Source organism: Paenibacillus sp. FSL H8-0260 (assembly GCF_045040625.1).
In the GTDB taxonomy this organism is placed as follows: Bacteria; Bacillota; Bacilli; order Paenibacillales; family Paenibacillaceae; genus Paenibacillus_AQ; species Paenibacillus_AQ odorifer.
The window spans coordinates 6742278-6763249 of sequence record NZ_CP150298.1; the positions used below are offsets into that span (position 1 = coordinate 6742278).

17 protein-coding genes and 1 riboswitch are annotated in these 20972 nt (G+C 41.9%); of the genes, 7 read left to right on the plus strand and 10 right to left on the minus strand.

Features of this window, described 5'->3' with window-relative positions:
- Window positions 1–72 precede the first annotated feature (72 nt).
- Window positions 73–792 carry a DUF4386 domain-containing protein gene (locus MHI51_RS29970; RefSeq protein ID WP_341004150.1) on the plus strand — a complete coding sequence of 240 codons (720 nt, stop codon included), beginning with the start codon at window positions 73–75 and terminating at the stop codon, window positions 790–792.
- A gap of 8 nt (window positions 793–800) precedes the next feature.
- Here MHI51_RS29970 and MHI51_RS29975 read toward each other — a convergent pair whose 3' ends face one another.
- From MHI51_RS29975 to MHI51_RS30010, 8 genes are all read right to left on the minus strand, one after another.
- Window positions 801–1385, minus strand: coding sequence for a Crp/Fnr family transcriptional regulator (locus tag MHI51_RS29975; protein ID WP_405173463.1), 585 nt, complete (start codon window positions 1383–1385; stop codon window positions 801–803).
- A gap of 14 nt (window positions 1386–1399) precedes the next feature.
- On the minus strand, window positions 1400–3826 hold the full coding sequence (helD, locus tag MHI51_RS29980) for an RNA polymerase recycling motor HelD (protein WP_405173464.1): 2427 nt from the start codon (window positions 3824–3826) through the stop codon (window positions 1400–1402).
- 569 nt (window positions 3827–4395) lie between these two features.
- Window positions 4396–5982 (minus strand): ABC transporter substrate-binding protein, encoded by a 1587-nt coding sequence (locus MHI51_RS29985; protein ID WP_076276301.1) that lies wholly within the window; start codon window positions 5980–5982, stop codon window positions 4396–4398.
- Window positions 5983–6036: 54 nt separating this feature from the next.
- Window positions 6037–6918, minus strand: a complete 882-nt coding sequence (locus tag MHI51_RS29990) for a carbohydrate ABC transporter permease (protein WP_076124225.1) — start codon at window positions 6916–6918, stop codon at window positions 6037–6039.
- A 40-nt stretch (window positions 6919–6958) separates the two neighbouring features.
- Window positions 6959–7879, minus strand: coding sequence for a sugar ABC transporter permease (locus MHI51_RS29995; protein WP_076132837.1), 921 nt, complete (start codon window positions 7877–7879; stop codon window positions 6959–6961).
- 196 nt (window positions 7880–8075) lie between these two features.
- Window positions 8076–9656, minus strand: coding sequence for a response regulator (locus tag MHI51_RS30000; protein ID WP_405173465.1), 1581 nt, complete (start codon window positions 9654–9656; stop codon window positions 8076–8078).
- A 5-nt stretch (window positions 9657–9661) separates the two neighbouring features.
- A complete protein-coding gene (locus MHI51_RS30005; RefSeq protein WP_076191558.1) occupies window positions 9662–11398 on the minus strand; it encodes a sensor histidine kinase in 1737 nt (578 codons plus the stop codon).
- Between the two features lie 100 nt (window positions 11399–11498).
- Window positions 11499–11933 (minus strand): Lrp/AsnC family transcriptional regulator, encoded by a 435-nt coding sequence (locus tag MHI51_RS30010; RefSeq protein WP_076276303.1) that lies wholly within the window; start codon window positions 11931–11933, stop codon window positions 11499–11501.
- 158 nt (window positions 11934–12091) lie between these two features.
- Between MHI51_RS30010 and MHI51_RS30015 the strand changes: the two genes are divergently transcribed.
- From MHI51_RS30015 to MHI51_RS30035, 5 genes are all read left to right on the plus strand, one after another.
- Window positions 12092–12556, plus strand: a complete 465-nt coding sequence (locus MHI51_RS30015) for a VOC family protein (RefSeq protein ID WP_036682343.1) — start codon at window positions 12092–12094, stop codon at window positions 12554–12556.
- 386 nt (window positions 12557–12942) lie between these two features.
- Window positions 12943–13530 (plus strand): class I SAM-dependent methyltransferase, encoded by a 588-nt coding sequence (locus MHI51_RS30020; protein ID WP_076276305.1) that lies wholly within the window; start codon window positions 12943–12945, stop codon window positions 13528–13530.
- Window positions 13531–13778: 248 nt separating this feature from the next.
- On the plus strand, window positions 13779–14321 hold the full coding sequence (locus MHI51_RS30025) for a sigma-70 family RNA polymerase sigma factor (RefSeq protein WP_232061486.1): 543 nt from the start codon (window positions 13779–13781) through the stop codon (window positions 14319–14321).
- The gene (locus MHI51_RS30030; RefSeq protein ID WP_076276306.1) at window positions 14314–15474 is read left to right on the plus strand and encodes a DUF4179 domain-containing protein; all 1161 of its coding nucleotides are present in this window, start codon (window positions 14314–14316) and stop codon (window positions 15472–15474) included. The genes MHI51_RS30025 and MHI51_RS30030 overlap by 8 nt, the downstream gene beginning before the upstream one ends.
- A gap of 23 nt (window positions 15475–15497) precedes the next feature.
- On the plus strand, window positions 15498–16403 hold the full coding sequence (locus tag MHI51_RS30035; protein ID WP_076276307.1) for a DUF5643 domain-containing protein: 906 nt from the start codon (window positions 15498–15500) through the stop codon (window positions 16401–16403).
- A 106-nt stretch (window positions 16404–16509) separates the two neighbouring features.
- On the opposite strand, the gene MHI51_RS30040 is transcribed toward MHI51_RS30035, so the two are convergent.
- Window positions 16510–17727 carry a HAMP domain-containing sensor histidine kinase gene (locus tag MHI51_RS30040; protein ID WP_076276308.1) on the minus strand — a complete coding sequence of 406 codons (1218 nt, stop codon included), beginning with the start codon at window positions 17725–17727 and terminating at the stop codon, window positions 16510–16512.
- A gap of 182 nt (window positions 17728–17909) precedes the next feature.
- Here MHI51_RS30040 and MHI51_RS30045 point away from each other — a divergent pair, with 182 nt between their 5' ends.
- Window positions 17910–19061 carry a metallophosphoesterase gene (locus MHI51_RS30045; protein ID WP_341004159.1) on the plus strand — a complete coding sequence of 384 codons (1152 nt, stop codon included), beginning with the start codon at window positions 17910–17912 and terminating at the stop codon, window positions 19059–19061.
- Between the two features lie 165 nt (window positions 19062–19226).
- Here the strand turns inward: MHI51_RS30045 and MHI51_RS30050 are convergent, their stop codons facing one another.
- A complete protein-coding gene (locus tag MHI51_RS30050; protein ID WP_076191542.1) occupies window positions 19227–20639 on the minus strand; it encodes an amino acid permease in 1413 nt (470 codons plus the stop codon).
- 147 nt (window positions 20640–20786) lie between these two features.
- Window positions 20787–20869: riboswitch (glycine riboswitch) on the minus strand.
- Between the last annotated feature and the right edge of the window lie 103 nt (window positions 20870–20972).

The following is a 20972-nucleotide window of genomic DNA, read 5'->3' on the forward strand; positions in this document are numbered from 1 at the left end:
CTTGATTTAAGTCAATGCCCGACATAGTACTCCTAATTACAATGAAATAAAAGTCCTTTAGGAGGCTATCTTATGGCTATCTCAGAAAAAGACCTAACGAATCAGCGTAAGTCCGCTTTAACAGCTGGAATATCACTGATCGTCATGACCCTCGCCTCATTTTTTTCATATGGCTTTGTCCATGGGACTCTTGTTGTGCAAGGCGATGCCAGTGCCACATTTATTAACATCGTATCTTCCAACAACCTTTTCAAAGGGGAAATCTTGGGCTGGATCATCATTATGATTACTGACATTCTGGTCGCCTGGGCGTTTTATGTGTTTCTAGAACCCGTCAACCAAAATCTTTCATTACTCGGCGCATGGCTCCGTCTAACCTATTCCGCTATATTGGCAATCTCTATATTAACCTTGATATTTGTGCTGCTGCTCACGGGAAACACAAATGGCTTTTCCTCATTAACAATCGAACAAACTCAAGCATTTATGATGTTATTTCTGGATGCATTTCAATTCATTTGGTCTATGGGGCTGGTCGTTTTTGGCGGGCATTTGTTAATAGTGGGCTATGTGGCTTTAAAATCCGATGTCATTCCTGAAGTAATCAGCATCTTGCTGCTGCTTGCTTCAATAGGCTATATTATCATTCATCTAAGCAAAATGTTTCTCCCACAATATGAGGCGGTCATTACAACACTTAATTTTATTTTTACTATTCCTATGATTGTAGGAGAACTAGGCTTTGGGATATGGCTACTGCTTAGAGGTGGAAAAATCCCCAAAAGTGTATAACGATTTTGCTATTCATCACCGGAATGAACCCGCTTCTTAATTCTACTTAATGACTCTGGCGTAATCCCCAAATAACTGGCTAATTGATGTTGGGGGACACGGGTAAGTAAATGAGGTCTTTTTTGTAACAAGGCTTTGTAACGTTCTTCAGGATTGGAAGCAATAAAGAAAGTCAACTCATCCTGAACCTCACCCAAGTTTTCCTCTACCATTTTGCGTATCATGGTTTCCAGCTGAGCGTGTTTATGGAGCATATCCTGTTCCGCAATAAGATCACCAACCACCAATATGCTGTCTTCTAGGCAGGTTAAGGTGTACGCTGAGGGTCTACTCTCCTGATGCCGATTAAAAATCGAAACCGCTTGCTCTTCCGTATAAAAATTAGATGTGACTTCTTTGCCCGATTCATCTATCGAGGACTGCCTCACACATCCCTTTAACACAAAAAAACATTTTGAGGGAACGTCTCCTTGTCTAAGGAGTACCGTTCCCTTCTTGTATTCCTCAATAGGAATACCTTCAACAATATCCTGCCGTTCCACTTCGTTAAGAGATGTAAATTTGCTCATAAACTTATACAATATGCTTCTCATTTATCTCTCCAATCTCATTGCACAACCTCATATAAAGATACCTCTAACGGCTGAATAAAGTGTGACCACTCACCTGTTGTGTACAGCAGAAGCCGATGCATCGCACGCGTACAGGCTGTATAAAAAAGCTTGCGTTCGCTTTCCCGATCATACGTCTGTGTGGAAGCATCATAAATCAGTACGGCGTCGAATTCAACCCCTTTTGCGAGATAAGCGGGAATTACTAAAATGCCCTTCTCAAAAGTGAGCGTCTCCTTCGTAATGAGCCGCAGAGCTTCGCATCCTTGTGACTTTAATTCTTCATAGGCCGCACGGCTTTCAGCTGCAGTCTTGGTAATCACGGCAATAGAGTCAAGCCCTTCAGCCATCAGCGCCGCGAGATCTTCTTTAATTCTTTTCGCCCGCTCTACATCGCTACTAGCGTTCATTAGGAACGGCTTCTTACCCTCTCTTTCAAAAGGTACGATCTCCTCATTAGGCAGCAACGCCTTCGTAAACTCCACAATCTGACGAGTTGAACGATAACTTCGAATTAGACGGATCAGGCTCGTTTCATCTTCACCATAAAGCCGGATCAAAGGTGAATCCACCTCGTGCAAATTCGTTGCTTGAGGGAAAATCGCTTGGCCGAAATCGCCGAGCACAGTCATGCGCGCGCGGGGAAACAGCTGTTTGAGAAACGCGTATTGAAACGGCGAATAATCCTGGCCTTCATCGATAAACAGATGCCGAACTTCTGTGTTCATACGAGTACCCTCGACAAGTTCTTTTAAATACAGGAATGGAGTGGCATCCTCGCAAAAGAGTTCATCGCGGCTCAGCTTTTCCTTCGTTTGCTTACAGATTTCCTGCCACTGAGCAGGCACCTCAGTCTCGTTCGCCATTTGCCGATAACTGGCATCGGCACTAAACAACTGATCGTATAACCCAATCGTATCTATGAACTTAAACCGTTTGACATCGCGTCTCAGCGGTGTAAAGTGCTCCTTCACAATCATGCGGCGCAGCAGTTCTTCTTCCTGCAGACCAAAGTCAAAAACATTCTCTTCCCCTTGATCCTGATTAGGAAAATCCCCATAGTTCTCAAGATACTGAGTCGTAAAATCAAAGACGGCTTCCTCCCGCCGATACTTCTTAAGTATCTCACTGTAGGCTTCGGCATACTGATCGGTATCGAGGTAATCGAGTTCATCTTGAACCCAGAATGCCTCCTGTTCCTGACGCTCCAGCGAAGCCAACTGACGCAGTAGCCATTCACGCAATAAAACGATGCGGTTAGCCAAACGGATGGAGCTATCATAGCTGTAAAATTGCGATTTCATCTGCTCCGCAGTAATCAACTCGCGGTCCCGAAAACGGATACTATGAAACAACATCCCTTCCTTCCCTAACCACAACGCATAGTTTTGCAAAGCATGCAGAAATGCTTCTGAAGCTTTATACTGCATTCCAGTTAGCCGTGCTTCATACTCTGGAGAAGCTTTGGACGTCAGTACATATTCAATCTGCTCGAACGGGTCCTCTAGACGAAGCGTAGATCCAAGCCAATAATCAATATACTCCTGAAAGGTTGTTTGCTGCATATTCTCCTCGCCAAGCTCGGGAAGCACCGTAGATACATAACTATTAAACATCGGATTAGGCGAAAAAAGAACAATCTGATCCGCTTTGAGCCTATCGCGGTGTTTATATAGCAAATAGGCTACCCGTTGCAGCGCTGCGGATGTTTTTCCGCTGCCCGCCGCCCCCTGCACAATGAGCATACGGCTACTATCGTTGCGGATAATAGCGTTCTGTTCCTTCTGAATAGTCGCCACGATGCTCTTCATTTGTGAATCCGCACCCTTACCAAGCACCTGCTGAAGTAATTCATCACCGATCGTTAAGCTCGTATCGAACACGTTCTGAAGCTGACCCTGACGGATCTGGTATTGCCGCTTCAGCATCATCGTTCCTGAGATTTGTCCTCCCGGTGTATCGTAAGTGGCGGGGCCTGGCGAATGGTCATAATACATACTTGCAATAGGTGTCCGCCAGTCATATACCAGAAAGTTTACACCTTCTGCATCGATGAAAGACGCCACCCCGATATAGATTTGCTCACTGGAGTTCAACCCATCTTCTTGAAAGTCCATTCGTCCAAAATAGGGTGACGGCAGCAGCCGTTTCATGTTTTTATAACGCAGCAGCCGTTGGCGGTGGCTACGTTCCCGTTCAGACAACAACGCTTCTTGCTGTTTTATACTGTAAAAGGTCTCCTCGAAATCCTCATGTGTGCTCGTATTGACCGTAACTTCCTCCCAAAACTGCTTGCGGATGTCCGTCACCTGTTCACGTAATCCTGTCACTTCCGGTTCCAGCTCGCCAATCTTTGATTGCAATTCTTCCATGACCGAATCTAGCCGTTTCTGTTCTCCCTGCCAATCTTTTTCGTTTAACATTTTTACTAACACGCTCCTTTTCAAGGTTGTTATCAAGAAGCAAAAATACAAATTTGACAAACTGCCAATCCGCGTGGTATTATTAATGTATAAATAAGATGTAATAAATCTGTCTGAAATACGCAGATTAACAGTGGTCTTCTCATAATATCACGTTATTTCATTGCGCGCAAATTATATATTAAGAAGAACCGGCAGCTCATGCCGGTTCTTCTTTTTTATTCCTTTCTGCAAAGAGTAGCCGTTCTCCCTAAGTATCCATTTCCCTAGCAAAAGGGTTGCTGCCTTTTGTTTCTGGTCTGCCTAACGGACCGAGGTGACTTTATTTACTGATTTTCAGCCTTTAAAGCAGACTTTCGGACTCCAGTGCAGCTATTCTTTATCCTGAGCCTCATTCTAGGCGTGTTTTAGGCTAATAGCGACTGTGGAGTCCGTTAGTATTCCAAAAGTGCGATAAAGCTGCCATTAGGGTCAACTGTGTCCGATAGCGGGTTCAACCGCGGATGACCAATTAAACAGGGAGACCTAACAGCCATTTGATGACTGTTAGGTCTCCCTTATTCCGTAGCTTATTTGTTTGCCAAGAAAGCATCGATTTGAGTTTGCAGTTCGGTTTGGATTTTATCAATGCCCGCGGATTTCAGTTGCTTGTTCAGATCTTCAAGACCTTTGTCGATATCTTTGATTACGCCGTATTCGAGCGGAATCGCATAACGGAGCATTACGTTACCAACGTTGGCAATTTCCGTTTTCACTTTGCTGTTATCGAATACGAAGGTTTCAAGCGCGTAGTGATAGACATTTGCTTCCCAGCCTTTAGCCAGATCGTTTGCTTCTTGCGGGAATGCTTCATTGTCACGGTTAAGTGGCGAGTTGAAGTTCCAGTTAGAGAAGCCAGTATAGTTCGGATTCTTTTCAAGGGCTTTATATTTGTCATCGCCAACCGCTTCGTAATGTACACCGCTAAGGCCGTACATCATTAGGTCGTGCAGTTCTTTATCATTTTGCATCAGATCGAGGAACATCAAGGAACGTTCCACATTTCTGGAAGTAGCGTGGATCGAAGTACCGTTTTGGGTGGAAATCGCCACTGATTTCTTCTTGCCTTGGTTGATGTCAGCCAATGCTACTTCATAAGGGGAATTCTCTTGGCGCATCAAAGCCATAAGTGCTCCAAGTGTTCCGTTGTTGTGCGTAATCGATGCTGTTTTGCCTGCTTTAAAATCGGCCTGATGATCATTTTTACTGTTTAGAACGTTTTTTGACCATGCATTGTTATCAGCGAGATCTTTGTAATATACGAGTAGATCTTTAAACTCTTGCGTTTCATATACGTTAAATACTTGCCCTTTTTCATCCGTCAATTTGAAAGCAAACGGAAGGTCGAGATCAAACATATTCCATTCGTTTTGTTGCTTCAGCAATACACGGTCCAAATTATGATATTTCCAGTCTCCTGTTTCCGGAGTGAACGGTGTAATTCCTTTTTCGTTTTGTGCTATGGTTTTCAAGTAAGTGGCATACGCTTCTGGGCTGTTGATCTCCGGAAGATTGTATTTCTTACGCAAATCCTCGCGGTACAAAATCAGTTTTTCAACGGATTCCCCTCTGTTTTGCGGAACCATATACAGTTTGCCGTTTACCTTAGCTTGATCCCAGCTCACATCAGACATAGCTGCTAAAGTCTGCGGCATATATTGGGTAAGCAGCTCATCGGTCAATTCCAGGAATCCGCCTTTCAGCGCCTGGTCATTGTAACCAGCCCAGTTTGCCGAATAGATGAGGTCAAAATCCTCATTAGCTGCCAGCTTCAGCGGATATTTTTGCGCCCAGTCCGACCAATCCAGGAACTCGCCCTCTACAGTAGCATTGATTTTTTCTTTCAGCTTTTTATTAATCTCAGCAAAAACGCTATCATAGTCTATCGGTTTAGGGCCAACAAAAATCATTTTCAGCTTCACTTCTTTAGAGGTATCAAGGGTGTCTGAGGTAGTTGCAGGTTCTGAGGTGTTCGTAGTGTCGCTTCCTCCCTCTGACGCATTATTTGTAGCCTGTGCAGACGTATTAGCATTGTTATTGCCACCACCACATGCACTTAGAATCATTACGAAGGTTAAAACGAGCGCTAGCATCATCAATCTATTTCTCTTCAGCATCTCAAGCCTTCCCCCTTGTGTTTAATTATATTGATAAACCGAGTTTCCCCGGGTTCATCCTTTCACAGCACCAATCGTCAAACCTTGGACAAAATACCTCTGCACGAATGGATAAGCCAGCAAAATCGGGCCAGTGGCCACAACTGTCATCGCCATTTTCAAGCTCTCGGTTGGGATCGATGTCGTTACGACTGCCCCTGCACCCATCATCGCTTTGCGCATGCCATCCATATTGCCTAGCATTTTATACAAATAATATTGGAGCGGCATCAAGTTTTCATTCGATACAAACAGCAATGCATTGTACCAGTCATTCCAGTAGGCCAGCGCTAGAAACAAGCCAATGGTAGCTAACGCCGGCTTGGACAGCGGCAGGATTAGACGAGCATAGATCTTAAAGTCTCCTGCGCCGTCAATTTTTGCTGATTCTACAATCGCTTCCGGAATGCTGCCCATAAAAGACTTCATAACAATGATATAAAAGACATTGAGCATCATCGGAACCACTAAGGCCATCAGCGTATCCTTCATATGAAGGTAGTTGACCATAAGCAGATACCACGGAACCAAACCGCCGCTAAACAAAGTCGTAAAGAAAAAGAAAAATGAAAATTTATTGCGCCACTTAAAATCTTTTCGGGATAGCGCATAAGCAGTCATCGAAGTCAGAAACAAGCCAAGCACCGTGCCGAGTATAGTAACTCCTATTGTCACTATATAGGCTTGAATCATCTGTTCGGGATACTTAAACAAAATGCTGTAGGCCTCAGTTGAGAAGGCAGTCGGTATAAATTGATAACCATCCGTTAGGATTTTGGATTCTTCCGTAAAGGATGAAGATACGACAAGTATAAAAGGAAAAATACATAAAACTGAGAGAAAAATCAGGGATACATAACCAATACCTGAAAATATTTTACGATCAAGCTGCTTCATATCGTTACCTCCATTATGAAAGACTTAACTCCTGATACGATTAGAACAGAGCGCGGTCTTTGTCGTATTTACGGACAGCATAGTTCACTGACATGATCGTCGCGAAGCCAAGAACGGACTGGAAAACACCAGCTGCAGCTGACATGCCGATATCATTCGAAGTAATCAGTGACCTAAATACGAAAGTGTCGATAACGTCTGTCGAGGAGAACAACAAGCCGTTGTTGCCGATCATGTTATAGAACATCCCGAAATCACCACGGAAAATGTTCCCGACTGCCAGCAGCACCAGAATAATAATCGTTGGATACAAATTCGGAATGGTTACTTTCATAATTCGCTGAAAAATATTAGCCCCATCGATTTCGGCTGCTTCATACATTTCTGTATCTATCCCCGTAATCGCGGCCAAGTACATCACCGTTCCGTATCCAAGACTTTTCCAGGCAGAAACGAGAACCAGAATATACGGCCAATAGGAAGGTGTATTATAAATATCGACAGGCTGGAGTCCGATACCTCTGAGCAAAGCATTCACGGTGCCAATATCATAATTGAGCAGGTTATAAGCAATCGCTCCGACAACGACCCATGAGATAAAGTAAGGCAGGAACAACGCCGATTGTGTGATTTTGCGGAACCATTTACCACCGACCTCAAACAACATAATCGCTGCAAAAATTTGCAAACTGTTATTGACGACGATAAACGCAATGTTATATAGTGCTGTATTTCGTGTTACCCGCCAAGCATCACCTGATTCAAAGAAAAAGCGGAAGTTGTCGAGCCCGTTCCAGGCACTTCCAAAAATACCGCCCGCATAATCGTAATGCTTGAAGGCAATAATAATGCCCGCCATCGGGACATAGGCAAACAGAAGGAAAAAAGCAACCGCCGGAGCCAGCATCAGCAAGAGAACCCTATAATTCTTTAAATCGCTCCAAAATGTATGCCCTTTCATCTTTGCACCCCTCTCTTCTCTATATCTCTTATTATAAAAGGGCGAAGGCGCTTAGATAATTCAGCGAAACAACTAAACATAATACTAATTCAACGATTCGACAAAAAAAGGTTAGCCGGCAGACCAAAAACACCCGGCAGCGATTCTCCAATAAACGAAAAATCATCGCCGGGTTTTCATTTTCACCGCTTTTTTGTTAGATTTTATTTTTCTTCCGGTACTCTCCGGGCGACATGCCCATGCATTGCTTGAACTGTCTGTTGAAATAAACAATATTTTTATATCCGGCTTGTTCCGCAATCTCATACACTTTCTTAGTCGGATCTTCGAGCAGCTCACATACCCGTTTCATCCGTAATTCACTTAAAAAATCGCTGAATAAACTGTTGGTTTCAACCTTGAATAAATGACCGAGATAGTTAGGCGTAAAATCGAAATGGGCGGCCACTTCGTTCAGCGTTATTTTTTGATCTAATCTTTCTTTCACATATTCCGTGATTTCATCAATTAACTTCCGCTTTTGCCTTTGCCGTTTCAAATAAAGCAGCTCCGACAACTCAAAAAATCTTCTTCTCAGCCAAGAGAGAATATCATGCACCGTTTCAAACTGAAACAGCACAAAGGGATGATGTGAATCCCAATTCAAAATCTCGTATAGATGCTCGTTCATTTGCTGCAGATCGGCATGAAGCTTGGAGGTAATTCGAATAATGATATCGTAGATGTCATTTTTCTGGGAGAGCGGACTGTCCCCGGCAAACAGCTGCAGCAAACAATCATCAATGGTGGTAAGGTCGTAATCAAGCATCGCTTTAAGCATCCGGTCCACTATAACCTCTAAATCTGAGGCGATCTTTTCCTTCGGGCTCCATTCCGAGGCATCTTGGATGATTCTATTTTTCCCAACAATCCATTTAATACTTAAAGCAGCCTGAGCCTGCCGATAGGAATCATGCAGCTTACCCAGTTCTGTTGTGTACATCCCTCTTCCAATCGTAATTGAACAGGAAAACTCCTGATAGAATGACCGAATGAGCTCTTCCATCAAAGCGGTAAAATATTGTTCCTGAACCGCAGCAAGGATCACAAAATGATAGTCATAGGTTGTGATGACCATGCCTAAATTTTGATCTTGCGCGAACTTCCGGATAAAATGATTGGCTGTGCTGCTCCATAAACTCCGCTCTTCTTCCGTCCAAGTTTGGATTTTCCGTGCCATATCGTCAATCTCGACGATAGCAACCGCCGACGCGCCTTGTAAGTAAGACGTAAGAACGTTGTGAATATGCGTCTCCACCTGCCCCGGGGCAGTCTCATTAAACCAGCGCAGCAGCAGCTCCTGATTCACAAGCGTCAGTGTTTCCGATAAGGAAATATGCTGCTTCCTCTCCTTCTCAATCTTGGCGCAGAGTTCAGTCAGCGTCTTATTTAACTCGTCATCATCGACGGGTTTAAGCAAATAACCGGAGGCATTTAATTGAATGGCCTCTTTGGCATAGTTGAAATCCTGATGTCCGCTAATAAAAAGCAGATGGACCTCAGGGTTAATCTCCTTCGCTTTCCGGGCAAATTCCACGCCCGACATAATCGGCATGCGGATATCGGAGAGAATGATGTCAATGCGGTGCTGCTCCATCATTTTTAAAGCGGAAAAACCGCTAGTTGCCGTTCTCACGCTATGCAAAGGCAAATGATCACTGCCCGCCACCCGCCGTCTCAGCCATTCCAAATCGATCACTTCATCATCCACCAGCAGAACGTTGATCTCCATCGCCATACTATTTACTCCCCCATAACTTCCCGGATTTCCGCATTATCCACCGGTAAGATAATTTGAACGGTCGTTCCTGCCCCAAAGTAACTGCCGATATGAATACCGAAATCATGGCCGTATCTCAGCTTGATTCGTTCCTCCACGTTTCTCAGTCCATAGCTGCTCGAATGGAATGAGCTCGAACGCATATTTCGCAGTGTCTCCGCCCGCATACCAATTCCGTTATCGATGACCTTGAGCTCGATGCGTTCACCCAGCCGTTTTCCGGTAATCCGGATCGCAATCGTCTCCCCAAACCAAGCATGCTTGAATATATTTTCTACAAATGGCTGCAAAATCAGCTTAATGATGGGAACCTGTAAAATATCAGGATCAATATCATAATAAACCTCAAACGCATCGGCATACTTTACCCTCTGAATTTCAAGGTACATCCTTACCTGCTCCAGCTCTTTTTCAAGAGAGATATAGACATGTCCTTCATTCAAGGTGAGGCGATAGAATTTAGAAAGACCTTGTACCATCTGTGTAACCTTCTCAACTTCGCCCAAATTGGCCAAGCTGCCAATGGTCGACAATGTATTGTACAAAAAATGCGGACTGATCTGAGCTTGAAGCACATCCAGTTCTGCTTGCTTTTTCTGAATCCCTTGCTCATAGACGTTCTGGATCAGGTCCTGGATACTAGTCGCCATCTGATTAAAACTATTAGCAATGTAGACAAATTCATCATTCCCGGCAAACCCAATTCTTTTATAAAAATTCCCTTCCTGAAAGGACCGGACCAAATATACGATCCGTTTAATTTTTTTGCCTGATATGCGGGCAACGAGGAAGCCGATCACCGCCATGACTAAAAAGCTGATCAGACAAACCGTGGTGATCACCTTCTGCATTCGGCTAGCATCTTTATTCAAGTAGGCATGCGGCACCCGTACCTCGATAGCATAGTCAGACAACGGAATATCTTCACTAATGATCAGATAAGCATCTTGCTTCGCATGTTCATCGACAATACCTTGTTCATAAAGCGTTAATCCACTAACCCGATCCACTAGACGAAGGTCTATACCCTGTTCAATCGGAAAGGTATCGAAATTGCCAAAAAGCTCGTCAATTCTCGCCGTGACGCGAATATAACCAATAATCGATGGGCCTCCCTTAGAAGAAACCAGCTTGCGGAAATACGAAATATTGCTTAGTTCACTGTCGCTGTCCGCCTGAAGCCACAAGCTGTCTTTGTTATTGGCAACAATCGACTTGAACCATTCCTTATCTTCAATAACCTGATCAGAAAGAATATAATAATCGCTTCTACCGATAGGTACAGACATATCATCACCGGGGATTTCAAGCATCGTCTCATTCGCGGTATAGAGCACAAGTCTCAAATTGTTCCCATACAATTGCAGAGGGGCTTTCATATAAGGAACGATATCATCCCTCATTTTGAGCATGTTTTCCAATGCATCTCCCCTAAACTGCAGAGCATTCTGAAAATTCGTATTGAGAAACAGCGAGTTAGTCATTCGTTTGATTTCATCTGTCTGATATTCGATATTGTTCCTCGTCTGCTTCAAAGCTGTCCGGACATTCGTTTCCGCCATTTCCGTTCTGGACTCTACGAGCATCGTATAAGCTATATAACCCACCAATACATCTGTCAGCAATACTAGAATGAGGTACGGTATCATCATCTTATAGGTGAACGGAATATACTTTTTACTGAATAAAAACCTCTCCATACCCATGCTCCCTTGTATCCGAGTTAATGCTAACGTTGTTTTCATCCATTCTACAACGGAATGAAAGCGGTTACTAGATATTGTATTTGGAAAATGGGCTTTAGAGCAACACCCTGTTTTCCAATATATTTTTTAGACTGATATGAGATTTTGAAGGTCCAAACTTTATAAGGTTGTCTTGGAATTCAGCTAACTCCTCAATCGACGCGGTTTGCACCTTTATGAGGTAATTATATTCTCCGCTAATCCGATATAAATCGGTAACTTCCATAGCATATTTGCAAAAATCCGTAATCTCTTGGCAATGTTCTGTTTTTAATAGAATAAACGTAGTTGTGCCCCGATCCAGATCTCGTAGATTAAAAGCTGTATGATACCCAGAAATGATATTCCTTTCCTCCAACTTGATCATTCGTTCTTTAACAGAGGGTTGTGACATCGAAACCTCTTTACTGATTTGTGAAATGGACATTCGGGCATTGTACTGAAGTAATTGCATAATCTTTTTATCAATCTCATCCACAAGCTGTTCCATAGCAAGCGCCTCCTAAACCCATTTTATAAAATAAACTTATTCCACTAAAATACCTTAAATTTAATAACCATATTACTACAAAACACTTATCTTATATATATATCTCATATTTTAATACAACTATAATAAGTATATATTAAAGTTGGGAGCGATTATAAATGAGTGTAAAAGGCCTTGCACATGTAGCGATTCAAGCTAAAGACTATAAAGCAACTATTTCATTCTATATTGACGTTTTAGGATTCAAGCTAGGTCATCATTGGAGTCTGCCATCCTTTCAGATCAAAGAAGCCTCCATGCTGATTTCGCCTGACCGCAGAACCTGTATTGAGATTTTTGATAATGATGCAGTCATCGCCGCTCAAGGAAAAAAAGCCTTGTCTGATGAAGATATAGCGCACGGAGCGTTATTACACCTTGCCTTCTATGTAGATAATGTAGAGGAGATGTATCAAAAAGCCCTTGCACATGGGGCAAAGGCTTTTATAGCACCGGACTCTCTGTCTCTGGGCGAACCGCCTCTTCTAATAAAAAACGCGATCATTCATAGTCCCAATGGAGAAGTTATTGAATTTCTTGAAGAGGTTGATTTTGATATGTCCAGCAAAGTTCATGTAGAATAAACGCTAGGGAGGGTTATAAATTATAAAACATACCATTCTCAGTAAAAAGTCGCTTTTCCTCTTAATTTTTTTGATATTTCTTATAGGAACCTACTTTTTATTCTTTGGACTTCCGTGGAAGTCTCTGGCTTTAAAAAAGCAATTTGAAGTCTATTTAGAAGATAAATATCAACTCGATTTCCAGCTGGGTAAGATGGACTTTGATTTTATACATCGCACTTATCTTTCTTATGCCCATCCAGCAAATGATCCCACTCTGATTTTTTATGTAGGTCAAGATATTGAAAGCAAGGAAATTCAGGATCTTTATCCATATGAAGTTAATAAACGAAATGCTGGGAGAAAGTAAGAGAATTTGAAGCCAACTTCTAGCAGATGAAGAAGGAATGGTAGTATTGATCGTGATTCAAGCCATCGCTTGGCTCATCGCCTTCGCAGCCTTGTTATCCATGGTGTCGATTGTGCTGGTGAGCTGGAGAAACGGGATATCGCCGATGCCTACGTCAAAATCTGTACGCTCGGCTGTTGCCGTTGAGGTGAATCGGATTCCGGGATATAGCAGCATTGTGGAGGCGGGATCGGGTTGGGGAACACTTGGCATGGATGTTATTCGCCAATGTCCAGGCAAAAGGCTGACCGGCATTGAAAATTCCAGTATTCCCTTGTGGACATCCCAGCTGCTTGCTAGGTTCGGCACACGTATGCTGCGAGCAGACGAAAGCCAGAATCTGCTCCGCGGAAGGCTTCGTTATGTACGTGGGGATATTTATAGCAGCTCTTACGAGCATGCAGATATTGTTCTTTGTTACTTATTTCCCGGAGCGATGAAACGGCTGGGGGACAAGTTCAAGCGTGAGCTACTGCCGGGCGCAGTGGTCATTAGCATTTGTTTTGCCCTTCCAGGCATGCAGCCTGTCCGTACCATAACATGCACGGACACACTGCGTACCAAGGTATATGTATACACTTTTTAATTCAGGATTACCCCACTACTTCTCTTCTGATAAGGTGGTAATTCCTGAATTTATTTCAGTTTATCCACTTGAAGTCCCCCCCTTTCTATTAACCTCTCCATCTTTGCCAAAAACAATGAATTGCATGGATTTTATACTACTACCGAGGTAAGTGATTTGTGCAGGAGAATGAATTTTATCCTAAATATAACTTTTTGGATGTCTTCTCCATCTAATTATACAGAGGGCCCTCAAGGAGGAAAAATCATTTGCTGGAAAACGAACTGGATATCAAAAAAGCGCAGAAAGGCGACCACGAGGCGTTTACCCGTCTTTTCAGGCAACTGGAATCCCAGTTGTACAGATTAGCCAAAACCATTCTGCTAAAAGATGAAGATTGCGCGGATGCTCTTCAGGAAACAACACTGAAGGTGTATAAAGGGTTGGCCAACCTTAAACAGCCTAAGTTTTTTAAAACCTGGGTTATACGCATCCTGATTAATGAATGCAATCAGTTACTTCGTATGCGAGAACGAACTATAGCTGTGGCGGAAATTCCCGAGGAACCGGTCGTTTCCTATGTGCATTTTGAAGATTCAGGCAACGTAGACCTGCAAAGCTTCATTAATCAGTTGGACGAATCCCTGCGGCTTGCTATCGTGCTTTTTTATTATGACGATTTATCCATTAAGCAGATTGCAGATGTGCTCGACATCTCCGAGGGAGCGGTCAGGGCACGACTTCATCGCGCACGGAGATTGTTGTCCAAACAGATACATCCTGTGCGGGAGGAGGGTCTTGCTAATGAATAATAACAATTTAGAAAAGCAGATCAGGGAGCTAGGGAAAGCTAATATACAGGAGCTTCCTCCTTTACTACGATCACGGCAGGATTCGATTTATGCATCGCTGGCCACCATTGTCCAGGATCCTGTGGAAAAGGAAAAGAAAAAGCGGATATATCCAAAAATCACAGCTGCTGTGACTGCGGCGATATTGTTAAGTGTTATGCTAACGGCTATCTATCCGCCTACGTTGGCCAATGCGCTCAAGCAGCTTCCCTTGATAGGCGGTATTTTTGAACGGGCAGATGATATAGGGTTACAAGCGGCCCAGCGTCTGGGACTGACTTCCCGTCTAAACAGCAGTGATACCCATGAAGGGATCACCTTGTCTGCCGAAGAGGCTGTATTTGATGGCAGCCGGTTGGCATTCTCGGTGAAGCGTGAGGGAGAAAAACTGGAAGGTAAGCTAGCCGGAGTAACGATTGGAGCGGATGGGAAGCCTTTTTTAGCGAAAGGTGCAATAACCTCTGCAGAAGTATTGATCGACGGCGCTTCCCTGGAGCAATTTTCTGATGGTCTCTGGAAAGCTATGCCGTTTCTAAGCTGGATAGAAGGTGCGGAAAGCAACACAGCTATTTTTAGACTAGTGGATTCCTCGAATTCCGGAATCTCCAACAAACCTTTTCCTGATCGATTTGTATTGACCGTAACTCTTGGCTTAAACGGTATGGATGAACCGTTTGTTCTCCAAATTCCTGCGCGGAAGGCTACGATTAATAAAATTTCTACACCTGATATACGCGCACAAGTTGGAGGATGGAGTTTGATCCTGAAAAAGCTGGAATATAGTCCATTAACGACACGCCTGTCGCTCATGCTGGAACAGGATACAAACGAAGACCATGCAGCATTGAGTTTAGTGGGCTTTGAAGTAAAGGATCAACAAGGACAGGTGCTGAAAGATATTTCACAGAAAGTCCTCTCGACTTCCAATAGGTCACTTAATGTCGATTTGCTTACTGAGCCATTTGAGAAACACCCTAATATGCTCACAATCCGTGGCTATCTTTATGAGTTTGAGAACCCACAAAGTAAGAATGGAGCATTTAAAACAGACAGTTCTGGAAACCCAGTGAAGCATTATATTGACGGTCTAGAGATAAACGTGCTAGTTAAATAAAAATTAAGGAGCTTGATAATATCATGAAAAAAATGACTAAGAAGATGTCTGTAATTTTAAGTGCTGCTGTATGCCTAGGAGCGTTGGGAATGCCAGCTTTAACCCAAGCATCCAGTGCTCAACCCGCTGTTGAAGCTTCCCTGAATACAACAAAAATGGCCGATTCACACGATCAGCTTACTTTAAAGGGCAGTGCGCAGTTTGATGGTAACTATATTAAGATCGACCTGAGCCGTGAGGGATCGTTATTTTCAGGAATGCTCGCAGGAGTAACTTTAAATGATAAAGGTGAGCCCTATCTTGCAGAAGGTACTATTGTGGGAATAGACGCCAAGCTCACTCAACCAGGAGGCATGGATTTAAAAACACCTCGCTGGATCAGTGACGGTGATGCCAACAAGGCGGTTGTTGTATTGCAGACCGGATGGCTAACTGAGCAACAAAAGGCAAACCTGGCTTCCTCTGAATTGAGTATCCATGTGAAGCTTAACGGAATCGATGAACCGTATGTACTTAAATTTTCTCTCAAGCAAGCAGCATTAGTGCGTAACATTCAGCTGCCTGCTATAAAGAAAGACAACCAATTTGAAATCAAAACCACCCGTGTTGCTGCGGGAGAGACTTCTGTGCGTATCGCTTTAGCGATTAAGGGGGTTGCCACCCAAGCGCAGGCTTTAGGATATGACATTTATGATAATCTGGGAAATGAATTAGAATTTATTGCAAGGGATTCTGTTGCAGCAACTCAAAATACGGTTTCTGAAGATTTATTGTTCGAAGCACCTAGCTCAGCGGCAGAATATCTGATTATCAGACCGTATCAAGCCGTATTTGAAAAAGGCAACACCGGGGCTTATAAAGTAGATGCCAAAGGCAATGTAGTTAAAAATTATAACAAGCAACTGGAGATCAAAATCCCTCTAAAATAATCGTTAGCGCAGCAAACATAAACATATTTATCTAGGAAAAGGGGATTACCTCTCCGGCCGAAGGCTTGAGGTAATCCCCTTCTTTCAACGGAAAGAATGTTCCGTTTTACTGGTCATTTATAGATAAAAAGCGGATAGTAGCTGTTGTCCCCTTACCTTCAGAACTACTATAGTAAATTTCCCCGCCGTACTTTTCTACGATATTAAAGCAAATCATTAATCCTAAACCTGTTCCATTACTTTTTAATGAATAAAAAGGAGTCCCTAGCGACTTAACCTCAGCTTCCGACATCCCGCTTCCTTCATCGATGATTGTTATCTCAATAAAATTATTGTTCCTATTCGCCATAATAGAGACAGATCTACCAACATCCGAAGCCTCTAAAGCATTTTTTATTATATTAATAAGCAGCTGCTTAAATTCAATTTTATTAATAGAGATCTTGCAGTCTTCTTCTACATAGGTAACAATTTGATTATCAGATAACATTGCGTAGGAATGGAGCAATCCTGTGACACTCTCAATAACATCCTTCACATCTACTTTTTCTAGTTTTTGTTCTCCATTTGGCTTTGAAAGGGTTAGAAATTGCGAGATAATCTGTTCTACTGTGTTCAATTCATCAATCATTAATTTAAATTTTCTTTTCATAGGATCATCAAATGAAGGATCCTCATCAAAAAACTGTAAAAAACCTCTAACCACTGTCACTGGATTTCTAATTTCATGCGCAACGGCAGCTGTCAATTGTCCAACCATCTTTAAGCGCTCAGATTGCTGTAATTGTTCATAATAAAGCTGCTGTTTTTTCATCCGTTTAAATGATATTTGAAAAATGAAAAATAATAACACTTGAACCGCTATTATATTAATGAAATTCCCTAGAATATCATAATGTAAATATGTATATAGATCCCCTCTATCAATCAAGAGGATATAGCCAAATGTAATTACCATCAGTATTCCATTTATAATGAAGGAAAAATAGAACAATTTTAAATCAAAAAATAGAATAGAGAGTGCAGGAATAAGACAAATGAGGATATAGGTAGTCCAAGTTTGAGGATATAAAAAGAATAGCGTATAAAAATACGCAAATCCAAATAGAATGATAATCTTTCTAAAAGTATGTGTCTCATGCTTAGGGTAAATCCATAAACAAACCGTTAGAAACGCCACACATAAAAAATGAATGATATAACCAAAATCAATTCCATCTAACTCTAGAGTAGATAGTATTAATCCAGACATCATAAGAACGATGATCATTAACATTAATATGTAATAGGTTTTTCGATTCACCCGACTGTAGAACTCTCTCATGAATTCACCACTTTTAAATTGATTGTCGAAATAAGAATTATATCAGCTGAAATAGTAATAAACAATAACTGAAAAAAACTGTAAACTCAATACCCCATTTAATTTCTGAAACTAGTAATTATTGCTATAATTATTGTATTCACTTTAGTTCTGATATCTAAAGCATTAGGATGGTGTACCCTATGGTATTTGCATTTTTATTTATATTCGCTATGTACGCGGCAACTAACTATTACATTGCGAGAAAGATTTTTAAATGGTTACAACATATATTTTCACATATAAACGGGATCATATATGGAGTCATCTACAGCTTATGTGCGTTAACCATCATTATTAATTTACTATTGTCTTCTTCAGCTATGACGACCGATTCAAATATTGTTAATTTTATTGGTCAATTCGGGGACTATTGGATGGGTATCTACTTCTATTTGTTCTTGCTTTTGATCCTTTCAGATGTAATCTTACTAATTAGTAAATGGATCAAGGTCCTCCCTTCTCCTACACCAGCACGTGTTATTTTTCATACAAGGTTCATAGTATTAATTCTAGTCATAGGATTGGTGTCCTATGGGATTTATAATGCAAATCATTTAAAAGAAGTCACCTATCCGCTCCAAATACATAAAAACACTTCATTAGATCAGTTAAATATCGTCCTGATCAGCGACTTACATTTAGGCTACGTAAATGATGTAAAGTTTATTGAAGACGTTGTTGATCGTATTAATGGACTACAGCCGGATATGGTGTTGATGACAGGAGATATATTTAATGGTAACTACTATGCGCTCTCTAACCCTTCCAAAGGAATAGAGTTATTAAGTACTATTCAGTCAACCTATGGAGTTTATGCTTGTTTAGGTAACCATGATGCAGGACGCTCATACGATGAGATCGTGAACTTTATAGATAAGAGTAATATCAAACTTCTAAATGATGAGCATGTCGTTATTGATAATCAATTCGTTGTTGTTGGCAGAAGGGATTCATCACCGATTGGTAATCAAGGGAACCCCAGAGCAATGACTTCAGAAGTGATGAGTGACATTGATACAAATATGCCCGTTATCGTAATGGATCATCAACCAACCAATAGGATTGAATACGCAGATGACGTTGATTTGATACTTAGCGGACATACGCATCAAGGACAAGTATTCCCTGCAAATCTGATCACCAATGCTATGTTTACAGTAGATTATGGCCACTATCAGAAGAATCCTAACAGCCCTCACGTCATCGTTACATCTGGTGCAGGGACTTGGGGACCGCCATTACGAATTGGCACGAATAGTGAGATAGCACAAATCAAAGTTGATTTTAAATAGAGGATAATTTTAGACTGATTAAAAAACATGGAAGAATATCCCGATAGCATACATAAGTTCGAAAAAGAGCATCGACCTCATTAATGAGAAAATCCACCACCGTATACGGTGGTGGATTTCTATGTCTGCCTATCCAACTGTAATATCACCAAGCATCCTCACCGACTAATCATGCCGAATCTCCGTGTTAGTCCGAATACCTTCGAGACGTGCTCTTGGATCAGGCGTTATTCTTTCCCTCTTTCTTCTATTTATCGAATACAAAACAAATAATAATATAAACCATAGAGGCGTCAACAATAAGGCCGGACGAGTTTCATCAGCAAATAGCATAATTATGAGTATGATTGCAAACAAAGCTAGAACAACATAATTCACAAAGGGTGTAAACGGTGCTTTGAATTTTGATTTGGCCTGCAATTCCGGCTTCGTCTTTTTATATCGCAAATGGCAAATTAGAACGACGCCCCAAACCCAGATGAAACAAATGGCACTAATTGTTGTCACGATGCCAAAAGCCGTCTCCGGAATCAGCTTACTCAACAAAGCGCCTACAGATAAGACAAGTGTGGATATGAATAAAGCATTACTTGGTACATGATTTTTATTAAGCTTTGCAAAGTTGGCTGGAGCCTGGTCATTTCTGCTTAGATTGTATAGAATCCGGCTTGTTGAGAACATCCCGCTATTACAAGCGGACGCAGCTGAAGTTAATACAACGAAGTTAATAACCCCCGCGGCAATCGGAATCCCCACTAAACTAAATGTTTTAACAAAAGGGCTTTCTGCCGGGTTTAGTTCTGTCCAAGCGTTGATGCATAATAAGGCAATAATAGCACCCACGTAGAAAAATAGAATTCGCAAAGGTATTTTATTAATCGCCGATGGGATAGTTTTTTCTGGATTGGAGGTCTCTGCTGCCGATACGCCCACCAATTCCACACCCACAAAAGCAAACACAACCATTTGAAATGAAAGCAGGAACCCTGAAATGCCGTTTGGAAATACTCCCCCATGTGCCCAAATATTACTGAGCGCAACGGTTCCGGTAGTTGTTTTGAATCCAATCACCAGTAAGACTACCCCGATAGCAATCAAAGCGAGAATAGTGATTACTTTAATTAAAGCAAACCAAAATTCCAATTCGCCAAAGCTTTTTACCGTTAATAAATTGAGTCCTAATAAAATAATTAAACAAATGACTGCGGGTATCCATTGCGGGATATCAAACCAATATTGTACATAGACCCCAACAGCTATAATATCGGCCATAGCCGTCATGATCCAACAAAACCAATAGGTCCATCCGGTTACAAACGCCGCCCGCGGTCCAAGATAGTCTTCGGCAATGTCTGTAAAAGATTGATAACCTGCTTTAGACAACAGAAGTTCTCCTAATGCCCTCATCACAAAAAAAATAGCGATACCCACGATTAAATAAGCAAAAATGATGGATGGTCCTGCCAGCTGTATAGCTTTACCTGATCCTAAAAATAATCCGGTACCGATGGTTCCACCAATCGCAATGAGCTGAACATGCCGATTCTCTAAATCTCTCTTTAATTCTTGTGCTGCCATTTCAAACTCCCCCTTATGTGAAAAAATGTACAAGTAAAAATGATAACAAAAAAGAGATTGGATACGCTCCAATCTCTTAGGTCTAAGAATAATAAATAAAATACATTCCTTTATTCTGACGATGATCAGAATAACAAATGAATTATCTAGTACTCTTCTGTCCTTTTGCCTGAGATTGTGAACCCTTCGGCGCCGGGGGAATCCCCCACGGTCTCTCCAGAAGCTGCTCCTGCTATAGTGTGATCCATAGCAATCATAGCTTGCGAATTATTTAATTGTTATGCCGCTAACTTCATTTTTAATATTTTTCAATACTAATCATTGTCAAATATT

What these genes read in the sequence shown, in the direction of transcription:
- MHI51_RS29970 (WP_341004150.1), top strand. Translation starts at nt 73, where the DNA reads ATGGCTATCTCAGAAAAAGACCTAACGAATCAGCGTAAGTCCGCTTTA.
- MHI51_RS29975 (WP_405173463.1), bottom strand. Translation starts at nt 1,385, where the DNA reads ATGAGAAGCATATTGTATAAGTTTATGAGCAAATTTACATCTCTTAAC.
- helD (WP_405173464.1), bottom strand. Translation starts at nt 3,826, where the DNA reads ATGTTAAACGAAAAAGATTGGCAGGGAGAACAGAAACGGCTAGATTCG.
- MHI51_RS29985 (WP_076276301.1), bottom strand. Translation starts at nt 5,982, where the DNA reads ATGCTGAAGAGAAATAGATTGATGATGCTAGCGCTCGTTTTAACCTTC.
- MHI51_RS29990 (WP_076124225.1), bottom strand. Translation starts at nt 6,918, where the DNA reads ATGAAGCAGCTTGATCGTAAAATATTTTCAGGTATTGGTTATGTATCC.
- MHI51_RS29995 (WP_076132837.1), bottom strand. Translation starts at nt 7,879, where the DNA reads ATGAAAGGGCATACATTTTGGAGCGATTTAAAGAATTATAGGGTTCTC.
- MHI51_RS30000 (WP_405173465.1), bottom strand. Translation starts at nt 9,656, where the DNA reads ATGGCGATGGAGATCAACGTTCTGCTGGTGGATGATGAAGTGATCGAT.
- MHI51_RS30005 (WP_076191558.1), bottom strand. Translation starts at nt 11,398, where the DNA reads ATGGAGAGGTTTTTATTCAGTAAAAAGTATATTCCGTTCACCTATAAG.
- MHI51_RS30010 (WP_076276303.1), bottom strand. Translation starts at nt 11,933, where the DNA reads ATGGAACAGCTTGTGGATGAGATTGATAAAAAGATTATGCAATTACTT.
- MHI51_RS30015 (WP_036682343.1), top strand. Translation starts at nt 12,092, where the DNA reads ATGAGTGTAAAAGGCCTTGCACATGTAGCGATTCAAGCTAAAGACTAT.
- MHI51_RS30020 (WP_076276305.1), top strand. Translation starts at nt 12,943, where the DNA reads ATGGTAGTATTGATCGTGATTCAAGCCATCGCTTGGCTCATCGCCTTC.
- MHI51_RS30030 (WP_076276306.1), top strand. Translation starts at nt 14,314, where the DNA reads ATGAATAATAACAATTTAGAAAAGCAGATCAGGGAGCTAGGGAAAGCT.
- MHI51_RS30035 (WP_076276307.1), top strand. Translation starts at nt 15,498, where the DNA reads ATGAAAAAAATGACTAAGAAGATGTCTGTAATTTTAAGTGCTGCTGTA.
- MHI51_RS30040 (WP_076276308.1), bottom strand. Translation starts at nt 17,727, where the DNA reads ATGAGAGAGTTCTACAGTCGGGTGAATCGAAAAACCTATTACATATTA.
- MHI51_RS30045 (WP_341004159.1), top strand. Translation starts at nt 17,910, where the DNA reads ATGGTATTTGCATTTTTATTTATATTCGCTATGTACGCGGCAACTAAC.
- MHI51_RS30050 (WP_076191542.1), bottom strand. Translation starts at nt 20,639, where the DNA reads ATGGCAGCACAAGAATTAAAGAGAGATTTAGAGAATCGGCATGTTCAG.